This is a genomic window from Klebsiella planticola ATCC 33531 (assembly GCF_000735435.1).
Classification (GTDB): Bacteria; Pseudomonadota; Gammaproteobacteria; order Enterobacterales; family Enterobacteriaceae; genus Klebsiella; species Klebsiella planticola.
The window spans coordinates 52,026-66,025 of record NZ_JMPP01000001.1; the positions used below are offsets into that span (position 1 = coordinate 52,026).

Annotated in this window: 8 protein-coding genes; 4 read left to right on the forward strand and 4 right to left on the reverse strand. The window is 55.8% G+C overall.

The window, feature by feature from the left end:
* Positions 1-17: 17 nt before the first annotated feature.
* Together fhuA and mrcB are read right to left on the reverse strand one after the other, a co-directional pair.
* A complete protein-coding gene (gene fhuA, locus GRPL_RS25205) occupies positions 18-2,231 on the reverse strand; it encodes a ferrichrome porin FhuA (protein WP_032689424.1) in 2,214 nt (737 codons plus the stop codon).
* A 228-nt stretch (positions 2,232-2,459) separates the two neighbouring features.
* Positions 2,460-5,012, reverse strand: coding sequence for a bifunctional glycosyl transferase/transpeptidase (mrcB, locus tag GRPL_RS25200; protein ID WP_032689425.1), 2,553 nt, complete (start codon positions 5,010-5,012; stop codon positions 2,460-2,462).
* Between the two features lie 611 nt (positions 5,013-5,623).
* Between mrcB and gspS the strand changes: the two genes are divergently transcribed.
* A complete protein-coding gene (gene gspS, locus GRPL_RS25195; protein ID WP_032697290.1) occupies positions 5,624-5,998 on the forward strand; it encodes a type II secretion system pilot lipoprotein GspS in 375 nt (124 codons plus the stop codon).
* A gap of 41 nt (positions 5,999-6,039) precedes the next feature.
* On the opposite strand, the gene gspB is transcribed toward gspS, so the two are convergent.
* Together gspB and pulA are read right to left on the reverse strand one after the other, a co-directional pair.
* Positions 6,040-6,588: a type II secretion system assembly factor GspB gene (gspB, locus tag GRPL_RS25190; protein WP_032697289.1), complete on the reverse strand. Its 549-nt coding sequence runs from the start codon at positions 6,586-6,588 to the stop codon at positions 6,040-6,042.
* An 88-nt stretch (positions 6,589-6,676) separates the two neighbouring features.
* On the reverse strand, positions 6,677-9,958 hold the full coding sequence (pulA, locus tag GRPL_RS25185) for a pullulanase-type alpha-1,6-glucosidase (protein ID WP_032698110.1): 3,282 nt from the start codon (positions 9,956-9,958) through the stop codon (positions 6,677-6,679).
* 289 nt (positions 9,959-10,247) lie between these two features.
* Between pulA and gspC the strand changes: the two genes are divergently transcribed.
* The 3 genes from gspC to GRPL_RS25170 form a co-directional block, all read left to right on the forward strand.
* Entirely contained in the window at positions 10,248-11,108 is an 861-nt protein-coding gene (gene gspC / locus GRPL_RS25180) for a type II secretion system protein GspC (protein ID WP_032698111.1), read from the forward strand.
* A gap of 42 nt (positions 11,109-11,150) precedes the next feature.
* Positions 11,151-13,091, forward strand: a complete 1,941-nt coding sequence (pulD, locus tag GRPL_RS25175) for a GspD family T2SS secretin variant PulD (protein ID WP_046853156.1) — start codon at positions 11,151-11,153, stop codon at positions 13,089-13,091.
* The coding region (locus tag GRPL_RS25170) for a GspE/PulE family protein (RefSeq protein ID WP_032698112.1) at positions 13,088-14,000 on the forward strand (913 nt) is incomplete at its 3' end. The genes pulD and GRPL_RS25170, both read left to right, overlap by 4 nt.

Consider the following 14,000-nt stretch of genomic DNA (forward strand, 5'->3'; position numbering starts at 1 on the left):
CCGCGCCCGGTAAGTGATTAGAAGCGGAAGGTTCCGGTCGCAATAACCTGACGTCCTGCGCCCCAGTAGCACGCGTATTCGCTGTAGCAGCTGGATACGTACTCACGATCGAACAGGTTGTTCACGTTGATCCCCACAGACGATCCTGGCAGACCAAAACGCGCCAGATCGTATTTCACCGTGGCATCCATCAAGGCATAGCCAGCCACGTTGAAGGAGTCGTTTTTCTTCCCGGTGTCCGTATCATTTTTGTAGTAGCTCACCGTCGAGCCGATATAACGCGCCCCGGCCCCAACCGTCAGACCGCTCAGCGCGCTCTCGTGGAAGGTATAATCTGCCCACAGCGACGCCATGTTGCGCGGAACTTCCGCCGGACGTTTGCCTTTGAATACGGTGTCTTCGGTGTACTCCGCATCGGTATAGCTATAGGCCGCCGTCAGGTTGATATTGGCATTGACCGCCGCTTTTGCTTCCAGCTCAAAACCGCGCGAGCGAATTTCACCTGTTTGAACGCTATAAATTCCGTACGGATCGTTGGGATCCGCGGTCAGGTTTTTGTCTTTGGTCAGCTGATAGACTGCCGCGGTCACCACCACCGGCATGTCTTTCGGGACGTATTTCACGCCCGCTTCATACTGCTCGCCGCGGGAAGGATCGAACGGCTTGCCTTCGCGGGAAGAGCCGGAAACCGGTTCGAAGGACTGGCTATAGCTGAAGTACGGAGAAATTCCGTTATCGAACAGATAGTTAATACCGCCACGCCAGGTAAACTGCTGATCGTGGTTTTCCGCGAGATCGTTAGAAGAGCGCGTCAGGGTTGAAGCCATGGCGTAATCATAGCGGCCGCCCAGCGTCATCACCCATTTGTCCCACTCCATCTGGTCCTGAGCATACAGGCCGGTCTGCTCCATACGGTTCAGCACCGCGTAGGGGAAGTTCACGTTGACGTTCGCATCACCGTATTGCGGGTTGCTCATGCTGATTGAATCGGCAGAACCGTATTCAGCATTCACATCGTTACGCATGCGCGAATAATCAACGCCGGTCAGCAACGTATGGTTGACCGCGCCGGTGGCAAAGTCAGACTGCAGCTGCGTATCAACGGTGAACGTATTGAGATGTTCATCAGAACGCACATAGGCGCGGTTGATTTGGCCCGGAGCCGAATAGCCGTTACCGTAAACGGAGCGATACAGCGTCTTCACGTCGGCATAGCGCAGGTTCTGGCGCACGGTGAAGGTGTCATCAAACTGATGCGAGAAGCTGTAGCCGACCATCTGCTGACGGCGGGACATCTTGTTATCCGGCTCGCCTTCGTTGTAATCAGTCGGCAGCTTATGGGCGTTGCCGTTGGCGTCGTAATACGGCACCACGGTCCCTTCGCGAGGCAGCCAACCGTAGTAACCGGCATACGGATCGTTCTGGAAGTTACTGAGGAAAGTGAAGTCGGTTTTATCATCCGGACGCCAGCTGAAGGAGGGCGCGACCGCGTAGCGAGTTGATTTCGCCATCTGCTGCTGCGCATCCTGACTGCGGCCTAAACCGGTCAGTCGATATGACCACACGCCGTTATCATCGATGGCATCACTGAAGTCAAAACCGGTCTGCCACAGATTATCGGTACCCATTTTGAACTGAATTTCTTTCAGCGGTTCGGTCGTCGGACGCTTGCTCACCATGCTGACGATACCGCCAGGGTTGCTGTTGCCGTACAGCACCGATGTTGGTCCACGCATCACTTCCACGCGCTCAAGGAAGTAAGGGTCCATCGACACTTCTGAATAGTTATTCCCCTGCAGCTTCATGCCGTCCAGATACTGGTTGGTATTGACCGTTGTGGAGGTCGTGAAGCCGCGAATGGTCACCACGTCATAGGTGGTAGAGCTGCCGCGGGTGGAGAAGACGCTCGGCGTATAGGACAGCGCCTCTTTTACCGTCGTCGGCTGCTTCATGTCCATCTCGGCGCGGGTGACGACGGAGACAGACTGCGGTGTTTTTTCAATCGGAGTATCGGTTTTGGTCGCCGTTGCCGAATGTTTCGCAGCGATCGTGGGCGCCGGCCCCCAGGCACTCTCTTGGGTGGCCGGTGCCGCGATAACGGTGATGGTTTCTTCTTTTTTCGGTTCAACTGCTGCCTGCGCATAGACAGACATGCCGCTAACCGCCGTGGCTACTACGACTGCGATTTTACGCAGCGAGTGATTTGGCTGAGCAGTTTTTGGACGCGCCATGGGTATATCTCTGATGAAAGTGAATGATAACGTAAACGAGAATTATTATTATGACCGTTGCATAATAGGCGAAACGCAGAATACAAGGCAAGTGGTATGCCCCGCGCTGGAGACTGAAGGACGAAATAATAACCAGGCAGTTATTGTGGGGTTAAGTGACTGTTAAGTAATGTGCAGAAATAAAAAAGCCCCCTGATACATCTGTATCAGGGGGCCTGGTGACGACGATCAGTTACCGCCGAACATATCCTTAATCCAGCCTGCTACGCCATCGCTCTTTTCCTGCTTCGCGGGCTGTTGCTGCTGCTGTTGCTGCTGCGCCGGTTGCTGCTGCCCGGACTGATTGAACGGATTGTTCTGCTGTTGCTGCTCCAGCTGCTGCTGTTGCATCTGCTCGCCCTGGCGACACAGCGCATCCGGCGTGGTTGTCCAGACCGGAAGCGAACGCATCCCCCCGCTACATACGAAGTTGCCATTGCTGTCCACGCCCATATCCACCACGTCTTCCGGTGCCGTCAACACCAGCGGCGTCGGCGTCTGGTTAGCCAGATAGCGCTGGTAAATAGACATGGCGCCGCTGGCACCGTAGAGTTTCGTCGGCTGGTTGTTATCGCGACCCACCCAGGTAATGGTCACCTGACCGCCGTCAATACCGGCAAACCAGGTGTCGACGTTATTGTTGGTGGTCCCGGTTTTCCCTGCCAGATGCAGGCCCGGATACTTCGCGCCAAGCTGACGACCGGTACCACGCTGCACAACCTGCTGCATGGTCCACAGCGTCATGTACGCCGCCTGCGCCGGCACCGCACGCTCTGCCTGCGGATAGCTCTGATACAGCACGGTACCATCTTCGGCGATGACCGAACGCAGCGCCGAAAGCGTCGCGCGGTTACCGCCGCTGGCGATGGTCTGGAACGCCTGCGCGACTTCGATCGGCGTCAGGTTCAGCGCCCCGAGAATCATCGCCGGTACCGGGTGCAGCTGATCTTTCGGCGCCCCCAGTTTGACCCAGGTGTCGGTTATCGCCGGCAGGCCCAGCGCCATCCCGAGGTTAACGGTCGGCACGTTCATCGAGCGCGTCAACGCATCCACCAGCATCACCTGACCGCTAAAGCGACGATCGTCGTTCTGCGGAGACCAGGTCTGACCGTTTGGCAGACGGATGGTGATCGGGGCATCGGCAATCGACGTGTTCAGGCGATACTGGTTCGGCAAGCTCAGCGCCGTCAGATAGGTCGCCGGCTTGGCCAGAGAACCGATTGAACGGCGGGCCTGCATCGCGCGGTTGTAACCGGCAAACTGCGGCTCCGCACCGCCGACCATCGCCCGCACTTCGCCCGTAAAGCGGTCAACCACCACCATCGCGGTTTCCAGATCCGGCAGCTTACGCTGTTTCTTCAGGGCCGGAATGCCGTCGGTCGCCGCTTTCTCTGCCGCATCCTGCGCAACGGAGTCAAAGGTAGTAAAGATCTTCACGCCGGAGAGATCTTTCACCTTATCGCCCAGTTTCGCCTGCAGCTCCTGACGAACCATCTGCATAAATGCCGGCTGTGGAGAGATCACGCCGCCGCGCGGCTGCACGCCCAGAGGACGCGCGCTCAGCATGTCATACAGCTCCTGATCGATCACGTTCTGCTGCTGCAGCAGACGCAGTACCAGGTTGCGTCGTTCCAGCGCCAGCTTCGGATTACGCCACGGGTTGTAAATCGATGCGCCTTTCACCATCCCGACCAGCAGCGCCTGCTGATCGAGGCTGAGTTCTTCCACCGGGCGGCCAAAGTAATAGAGGCTCGCCAGCGGGAAGCCGCGAATTTCGTTGTCGCCGCTCTGACCGAGGTATACCTCGTTCATATACAGCTCAAGGATACGATCCTTGCTGTAACGCGCATCAACGATCAGCGCCATATAGGCTTCGTTCGCTTTACGCCAGTAAGAACGCTCGCTGGAAAGGAACAGGTTTTTCACCAGTTGCTGGGTCAGAGTACTGGCCCCCTGCACCGTGCGCCCGGCCGTCAGGTTCGCCAGCACCGCACGACCAATCGAATACAGGCTAATCCCGTCGTGTTCATAGAAGTGACGGTCTTCGGTCGCCAGCAGCGTATCCACCAGCAGATCCGGGAAGCCGCTGCGCTTCACAAACAGACGCTGTTCGCCATTTGCCGACTGCAGCATGGTGATCAGCCGCGGATCGAGACGGAAGAAGCCGAACTGGCGGTTGTTCTCCATATTCTCAATCGTTTCCAGATGATCGCCGTCAAAGGTCAGACGCGCGCGCACCTGCCCTTCTTTACTATCAGGGAAATCAAACGGACGACGGATCATCTCAATGCTGTTGGCCTGCACGGTGTACTCGCCCGGGCGCGTCATTGCGCTGACCTGGCGGTACTGCGTGGCATTCAGCAGACGAACCATTTCATTTTTGCTGATCTGCATATCCGGTTCGAGGTTCACCATACGGCCATAGACCGCCGCCGGAAGCTCCCAAACTTTGCCGTCGATACGGCTACGGATTTTCTGATCGAGGTAGACACCGTAAGCGGCAACCAGCACCGCGACCACGATCCCTAGCTTGAACAGTAGCCATAGCCAGGTACGTTTACGCCGAGGCTTGTTACCTTTGCCTTTTGCTTTCTTCGGCATCGGCTCTTCATCCTCATAATCATCATCGTCGTAATCATCGTCGTAGTCCTCATCCCGGACCCGACGACGAGTCACTTTTTGTTTTGCCGGACGCGAGGGCTTTCCCTTACGTCCGATAGGCTCGCGGTCATCTCCCGCCATGCTTTTTCTCCGCAACTTTCAGGCGTAAAAGCCTGATTCTCAATACTTCCTCTTGAAAGAGGAAGAAGATATCTCTCAAATTCACGCCCGGAGGTCTCAACCCGCAGGCCACTACCTCGGTATCACAGCGCTTCGCGTCACAGGGCGCGGTCATGATGTATGTTTATGTACTCCTGGAGAATTCATAATATAAATCATCATGTTACACACATCGCCTGACGAGAATTTTGGGACATAGCACAAATAGTCCAGGTGACACAGGATAGCACTAAACCGGGACAGGCTTAACCAGCATTTTACTCCCTCACGGCGTAACAAAAGCGAAAATATTATGTTTTTTAATAACATAAAAAATATCCTTCGCCGTTCATCGTCGCAGCGGTCTGCCTGAGGACCTCTGCAGCGATAAAAAACAAAAACCTCAGCGCTGGTTGAATATTATATTGTGAGTGTGACAACAAATATTCTGGTAAGAAGTAAAGAGAAACATTAAGCCATTTGACGATAAAAACGGGAGCGCCTTAACAAATATCTATAATAATATTTCCTGATGACAGCATGGAAATATTTGTTAAACTGTCCTTCAGTTAACCCGATCTGTTTAATATATTATGCGAACTTCCATTATATTTCCGCTGCTCATGATTGCCGTTCTCGCGGGTTGCCAGCAGAACCGTTCGTCTACGCTCAGCCCCACTATCAGCAACGAAGCGCAGCTGGAACAGCTCTCTTCCGTCGCCGCCGGCGCGCGTTATCTGAAAAACAAATGCAGCCGTAGCGATCTTCCTTCCGATGATGCTATCGACCGCGCGGCATGGAATGTCGGTAAAAAGAGAGGATGGGGTAATATTGATTACGCCACGCTCAGCCAGCGCAGCACGCAAATGTATCAGCAACTGCAGCAGGACAGTACGCCGGAAACCACAAAATGCAGCCAGTTTAATCGCCAGCTGGCGCCATTTATTGATAGCTTACGCAGTCAATAAAATGACGAAATAGCCCTACTGTTTTTTTATTTCATACCGCTTTATTCCCCTTGAGGGCTATCTTCAATAATGCCTCCCGGCCAGTCGTCGAGAGCGGCAAGGGTAAATGTCTTACCGTTAAAACTGAACAGCGTGACATCCTGCTGAATTTGCTCAATCACCAGATTCGGCAGCGGCGACTCCCCCTCTTTCCAGGACTGACCATTTAAAACGATGCTGCGTTTCTCCGCCGACGACGCGTAAACATGCGCGCTATAGCGCAGCGCGGGCAGATTATCTTCATCAACGATAGCCTCGGGCTTCGCTTTCACTTTCTCAGGTTCCGCAGCGGCTACCGGCTTCACCTCTTTTTGCGCTGAGGAAGCCATTGGCACCAGTGCCGCATGCGCCACCGGCACAACCAACGCTGACGTGACAGGGGGATTGCGCCACTGCTCGCCAGCAAACCAGCCGAGGGCAATCAGCAGTGCGGCATAGACTGGCACTATCGGATACGGCACCTGCACCATGCGTCCAACCACCACCGGCGGTTCGCCCTCATGCGCAATGGACGCGGGCAAACGGCACGCTTTGTCATCAGAAACGATCACGCTCTCTCCTTTCCCCATAAAACAATAGCCCGGCAACGTCTGCCGGGCTATCAGGCTCCCTTCGCAGAGAGCGGCACAAGCCCCGGCGTTACTTACTGCTCACCGGCAGCCCTGTCCCCTGGGCATCGCCCTGAGGTTTTTCCAGTACCGCCACGGACCAGGCTGGCAGGGTAATCGCGCCATTGGCCGCAATCTCCACGCCGCTCGCCAGCGATCCGTCACCGGCTGCCTGCTGGATTGTGCTCAGCTGCAGATTGTCGCCGGTGAAGTCATTGAGGGTCCGGCTCTCGGATGCGGCGTTGATCGCTACCACCAGTCCATCAACCCGGCTATCGAGACTCGCCCCTGCCTGCACGCCATCATCGATAGTCATGATCAGCAGACCAGCCTGCTGATCCGGCCCGGTATTACGGAAATCCACGCGCTTCATCACCGCACTGCCGTCACCTAAGGTGAACAGCGGGGAGGATTTACGCAGCTCGGTCAGCTCCCGGTAGAACGCGGTCATCTGCTTCAGCTCCGCTTCGCCAGGCGTGGCAACCATCTCTTTAACGCGAGAAATCACGTCATAGTTGCTGCCATCATCGCTGATGCGCGGCATCCCGACATTAAAGTTATTGTCCTGCATGGCATAATCCACGCGGTTAAACCAGTCGCCGGAATCGTAGGAGTCGCGGGTAAAAGATTTCGAGCGCAGCAGTTCAGAACCCTGCTGGTCGAAAGCAATCCCCTGCCCCAGCATCACCGTCGCCAGCGATACTGCCTGCATCCGCACGCGCGTATTCAGGTCAGCCTGCTGCGCGGCTTTGTAGGTAATCATGTCCCACAGCGTCTGGTTGTCGTGCTTCGAAACATAGTTGACGACTTCCGTCGGGTCAGCGGCATAGCCGCCAGGCGCGCCGTTATAGTCAATTTCGCTGCCTTTCTTCACCGCACCGTCTTTATCGATCAGGATAAAGTCGGCAAGGTTACCGGCCATCCCCAGACGAGTCAGATCGGCCAGGTGATGAACCTGGTCGTCGTTCAGGGTGGCCAGCTCGTTTGGCAACACGCCCGCGCCGCTGCCAACCCCCTGGTTTTCACGCAGCGCATCGCCGGAATCGAACGGGCCGCCGCCGCGCACGGCGTCACGCAGACGATCGGAGAACGTACCGATGCCGGTGCCTTTCAGGTTGATCTGCGAGGCGATTTCAAAGCGATCGCTCTGGTTAGAGTCCCAGCCTTCGCCGAAGAAGTAGATATCCGGGTTCAGGGCCTTAATGCGATCCCACGCCGAGAGAATTTGCGCTTTCGGGTGATAGCCCATCAGATCGAAGCGGAAACCATCGATTTTATAATCCGTGGTCCACACCGCCAGCGAATCGGCAATCAGCTTCGCAAACATACGATGCTCAGGCGCCGAATCCGAACAACAGGTGGCCGACTCAACGCTGCCGGTGCTTTCATTCAGACGCTGATAGTACCAGGGGACTATCTTATCCAGCACCGACGTACGGTCAGTCGGCCCCGCGGCATTGGTATGGTTGTACACGACATCCATAATGACGTTCATGCCCAGATCCTGCTTGATTGCCTGAATCATGGTGCGAAACTCTTTGATGCGCGTCGTGCCTTCCGGATTGGTCGCGTACGAACCTTCCGGCACCGTATAGTGGAACGGATCGTAACCCCAGTTATAGGAGTCGGTCTGCGCCACCAGGGTGTTCAGCGCCTGAACCTGCGGATTGTCCTGACTATCGCTCTGCTTCAGCTGATTGAGCACCTCTTCAACGGTGGAGCCGCTGGTGCAATACCCGGCAAACTCGCTGCTCTTCACCGCGCTGTTAACTTCGCACAGGTGGCTGAACGACTGCTGGATATCGGCAACTTTATCGCTGAACTCGTTGACCGTCGCCAGATCGAAGACCGGCAGCAGCTCAACGTGCGTGACGCCTGAAGCGGAGAGCTTCTTCAGATGCTGCACCATATTGCTGTCGCCGGCGGTCAGCGCAAGGTATTTACCGCGCAGTTCAGCCGGCACGGTTTGATCCCAGGCGGAGAGATCGCGAATGTGCGATTCATGAATCGTCATTTTCGCCAGATCGGCTTTGGTTTTCTGGGCATGCGGCATCGTCAGACTATCCCAGCCTTCTGGCTTAAGATCGCTGTCGTTGAGGTCAACGACCTGACTGTATTCCGAGTTAGTGGATAAGCTATGGGAGTAGGGGTCGGTCACTTCATACTGTTCAACCTGGCGCGACTGCGGATGGTAAACCGTCAGCGCATAGCGATAGAATGCCCCTTTCAGGTCGCTACCGCCCTGCCACGTCCAGGAACCCGATGTGCTGTCACGGGTCATCGGATGGCTGGCCAGCACTTTTTTATCCGCGCTGTAGAGCACCAGATCGACCTGCTGCGCGGTGGGCGCCCACAGACGGAAATTGACCCCGCCGTCGCTCACCTGCGCACCGTAGTTCAGCGCTTCCGCCGCCGGCGCATAGGTGTCATCCAGTACGCCCGCCGTCTGCACCTGGGTGGCGGAAATCAGGATCCCGTCCTCGGCGGCGGCAATGGCTACCGTTTCCCCCTGCAGCAACTCATCCGTTTTGGCGTCATCCGGCAGTTTAAACGCCGCATAGCCTGAAAGCTGCGGGAAACGCATGCTGACCTGCTGGCTGATGGTGGTTGGCGTCAGCTTCAGGTAACGGTCGGTAAATTTTCCTTCGCTATCGGCCGCCACTTTGCTGCTGTGGCTATAGTACAACCGTACGATTGGCTGGTCTTCGCCAGCCGGCCACAGCAGCGTCGTTTTATCAACCCAGTGAGCTTCGGCAAGCGCCACGCCGAACGCGGCGCGGAAGGCATCAGCACGAGAGTCATAGATCGCGCTGTTACCCGCGATCACCGATACCGTGCGATCCGTGAAGTCGCCAAACGACACGCGCAGGTCGCTGTCGATCAACTTGTTGGTGCCATCTCTGACGATGACGTTGATACAACCGCTCTCTTTATTCAGCGGAATGACCCAGTACGGGCCGTATTTATCGCTACCGGCCGGCGTAGTGCTGACGTCATTCCAGTCGGCTACCGGCGCGCTTAATGCATCGCAGGTTTCATTATTCCAGAGATACAGGTTCTTACTGCTGTAATCCGCCGGGCTGGTACCGGTGATCCCGGCAATATCGACCAGATGGATGACGGCCTGATTCGCCGTCGCCATCACGGCTTCGCCAGGAACCGCCACATCGGGTAAACGAACAACGACATCCTGGTTATCAGGATTGCCAGGGTTATCAGGTGAACCAGAGGAAGAAGATGAAGAACTATTATCGCAGCCGCTAAGTAAAATCAACGAGCCAAGGAATAGGGCATTACAGGTATATCTGAGCATTCGATAGTCCCTAATATGCTTAATAATTTATGAAAGGTAAGAAAAGATGTTTATCTGTAAAGCATCGCAATTAGATATTTTTGTTTTCTCCGGTTCAATCATCCATTAACAATTAATGGGGGGGCGTAGGTGGCCGGGGGAGTAAAAATAAAAAGGGAATGACGACCCGGATAGCGAAACTCATTATGATTCACGACGACAAATCCGCTTTCTCGCAATAAAAGCTCGCAATATAAAAAACCACCCACCAATATAGGTAGGGGTACTGTATCGCCTCGAGGGAAATAAAATGAGCAACGGAATAAAAAGATATATTTCTGTGATGCAGTTAACACTAATAAATAAAAAATACATGCATTACGCACCGCATATTGCCATGCTCGTCACCTTATTACTGATTGGCCAACAGCTGGCAAAATTAAGCTGGCGAATGATACTCCCTGCATACTCTCCGGCTATTGAGATGAATGACGCGCCGGAGATCTCCCCGCTCATCCCGGCGCCAAAAACGGAATTACCGGTATTCACGCTATTCGGTCGCGCAGAAAAAAAGCCGCAATCATCAGCCCATGACGAGAGCCTTGACCAGGCCCCGCTCTCGTCCCTTAAACTGCGGATTACCGGCCTGCTCGCCAGCAGCGACGCGGCTCGTTCGATTGTCATCATGGCAAAAGGAAATCAACAAGTTAGCCTGATGACCGGCGACAGCACACCGGGTAATGAAGCCCGGATTATCGCGATTCTGCGCGATCGCATTATTGTCAACTACCGGGGCAGAAATGAAGCGATTTTACTCGCGGATGACGGCTCGATGAAAGCCGCAGGCGCCCCTGACACCGCGCTTAATTCACCACTCAGCAAGATTCGCCAGCAGCCGCAAAATATCCTTAATTACCTCAATATTTCCCCGGTTATGGTTAACGAGCAGCTCAGCGGATATCGACTTAATCCCGGCAAAGACCCCACGCTTTTCCGTGAATCGGGTTTACATGAAAACGATCTGGCGGTCGCCTTGAACGGGCTTGATCTTCGCGATCGGCAACAGGCTCAGCAGGCATTAAAACAGCTCCCGGAGCTCAGTGAAATAACGCTAACCGTCGAACGCGAAGGCCAGCGACAAGATATCTATTTAGCATTGAGGGATGAATAATTGGCAAAGACAACGATTTTCCGCCTGATTTTCACCACTCTGATGATATTCAGTTCGCTGCTATTCAGGCCGCTGCACGCGGAAGAATTCTCCGCCAGCTTTAAGGGCACCGATATTCAGGAATTTATTAATACCGTCAGCAAGAACCTGAATAAAACGGTCATCATTGATCCCAGCGTACGCGGCACCATTACCGTCCGTAGTTACGATATGCTCAACGAAGAGCAATATTATCAGTTTTTCCTCAGCGTACTGGATGTCTATGGTTTTGCCGTTATCAATATGAATAACGGCGTGCTTAAAGTGGTACGTTCGAAAGATGCCAAAACCGCCGCGGTCCCGGTCGCCAGCGATGCCGCCCCCGGTGAAGGGGATGAAGTCGTGACCCGCGTGGTTCCGCTGACCAACGTGGCTGCCCGCGATCTGGCACCGCTGCTGCGCCAGCTCAACGATAACGCCGGCGCGGGCAGCGTGGTGCACTACGAACCCTCTAACGTCCTGCTGATGACCGGACGCGCCGCGGTGATCAAACGCCTGCTGACCATTGTCGAACGCGTCGATAACGCGGGCGATCGCAGCGTAGTGACGGTCCCGCTATCCTGGGCCTCCGCCGCCGACGTAGTCAAACTGGTCACCGAGCTAAACAAAGACACCAGTAAATCCGCGCTTCCCGGTTCGATGGTGGCGAACGTAGTCGCTGACGAGCGCACCAATTCGGTACTGGTGAGCGGCGAGCCGAATTCGCGGCAGCGCATCATCACCATGATTAAACAGCTCGACCGCCAGCAGGCGGTCCAGGGCAATACCAAAGTCATCTACCTCAAGTACGCCAAAGCCGCCGATCTGGTGGAAGTGTTAACCGGCATCAGCAGCACTCTGCAGAGCGACAAACAGAGCGCGAAACCGGTGGCCGCGCTGGATAAAAATATCATTATCAAGGCCCACGGTCAGACCAACGCCCTGATTGTCACCGCCGCGCCGGACGTGATGAACGATCTTGAGCGGGTGATCGCCCAGCTGGATATTCGTCGTCCGCAGGTGCTGGTGGAAGCGATTATTGCCGAAGTCCAGGACGCCGACGGCCTCAATCTCGGCGTCCAGTGGGCCAACAAAAATGCCGGGATGACCCAGTTCAACAACAGCGGTCTGCCGATGTCGACGGTGATTGCCGGCGCCAATCAATACAACAAAGACGGCACGGTCACCACTTCGCTTGCCAGCGCGTTAAGCTCGTTTAACGGCATCGCCGCCGGGTTTTACCAGGGCAACTGGGCGATGCTGCTGACCGCGCTCTCCAGCAGCAGCAAAAACGATATTCTCGCGACCCCCAGCATTGTCACTCTCGACAACATGGAAGCCACCTTTAACGTCGGCCAGGAAGTCCCGGTGCTCAGCGGCTCGCAAACCACTTCCGGGGATAACATCTTCAACACCGTTGAACGTAAAACCGTCGGTATCAAGCTCAAGGTCAAACCGCAGATCAACGAAGGCGATTCGGTGCTGCTGGAGATCGAACAGGAGGTCTCCAGCGTCGCCGACTCCGCCTCCAGCACCAGCTCCGATCTAGGGGCCACCTTCAACACCCGGACGGTGAATAATGCGGTGCTGGTGGGCAGCGGCGAAACGGTGGTGGTCGGCGGACTGCTGGACAAAAGCGTCACCGATACGGCGGATAAAGTCCCTCTGCTCGGGGATATTCCGGTTATCGGCGCTCTTTTCCGCTCCAGCAGCAAGAAAGTCTCCAAACGGAACCTGATGCTGTTTATCCGCCCGACGATCATTCGCGATCGCGATAGCTACCGTCAGGCCTCTTCGGGCCAGTACAACGCTTTTAACGAAGCCCAGACTAAACAGCGCGGCAAAGAGAACAACGAGGCGTTGCTGAGTGACGATCGGCTGCATATCTACCCGCAGCAGGACACCGTTGCTTTTCGCCAGATAAGCGCCGCCATCGATGCCTTCAACCTGGGAGGCAAGCCATGACGCCAGCAACCGAGTCCCGCCCGCTGCTGCCCTTCGTCTACGCCCGCGCCCACAATATCGTGCTGCTCAGCGATGGCGCGGCCTCTCGGGTCCACTGCCTGCGCAGCACGCCCGCTCAGGCGTTGCTGGAGGCGCGGCGGGTCGCGGATGGTCCGATCGCCGTTGAACATCTCTCCGCTGAAGAGTTTGAAAAGCTGTTGCTGCTGAGCTACCAGCGGGACTCCGCGGAAGCCCGGCGCATGATGGCCGATATCGGTAACGAGCTGGATTTATACACCCTGGCCGAAGAGCTGCCGGATACCGACGACCTGCTGGACAGCGAGGACGATGCGCCGATCATTCGCCTGATTAACGCCATGCTCACCGAGGCCATCAAAGAAAAAGCCTCGGATATTCATATCGAAACCTACGAACGTCATCTGCAAATTCGCTTTCGGGTGGATGGCGTCCTGCGCGAAATCCTGCGCCCGCAGCGCCGCCTCGCCGCCCTGCTGATCTCCCGCATTAAGGTCATGGCAAGCCTCGACATCGCGGAGAAACGCATTCCGCAGGACGGGCGCATGGCGTTGCGCATTGGCGGGCGCGCCGTTGATGTTCGCGTCTCAACGTTGCCTTCCAGTTACGGCGAGCGCGTGGTTTTGCGTCTGCTGGACAAAAACAGCGTCAACCTCGATCTGCTCACCCTGGGGATGCCTCCCGCGCTGCTGCAGCAGGTCGACGATCTGATGGCTCGCCCGCACGGCATCATTCTGGTTACCGGCCCCACCGGTTCAGGCAAAAGCACCACCCTGTACGCCGCCCTCAGCCGGCTCGACGCCCGGGAGCGCAATATCATGACCATCGAGGATCCGGTCGAATATGAGCTGGAGGGTATCGGCCAGACTCAGGTCAACACCAAAGTGGAGATGA

What these genes read in the sequence shown, in the direction of transcription:
- fhuA (WP_032689424.1), bottom strand. Translation starts at nt 2,231, where the DNA reads ATGGCGCGTCCAAAAACTGCTCAGCCAAATCACTCGCTGCGTAAAATC.
- mrcB (WP_032689425.1), bottom strand. Translation starts at nt 5,012, where the DNA reads ATGGCGGGAGATGACCGCGAGCCTATCGGACGTAAGGGAAAGCCCTCG.
- gspS (WP_032697290.1), top strand. Translation starts at nt 5,624, where the DNA reads ATGCGAACTTCCATTATATTTCCGCTGCTCATGATTGCCGTTCTCGCG.
- pulA (WP_032698110.1), bottom strand. Translation starts at nt 9,958, where the DNA reads ATGCTCAGATATACCTGTAATGCCCTATTCCTTGGCTCGTTGATTTTA.
- gspC (WP_032698111.1), top strand. Translation starts at nt 10,248, where the DNA reads ATGAGCAACGGAATAAAAAGATATATTTCTGTGATGCAGTTAACACTA.
- pulD (WP_046853156.1), top strand. Translation starts at nt 11,151, where the DNA reads ATGATATTCAGTTCGCTGCTATTCAGGCCGCTGCACGCGGAAGAATTC.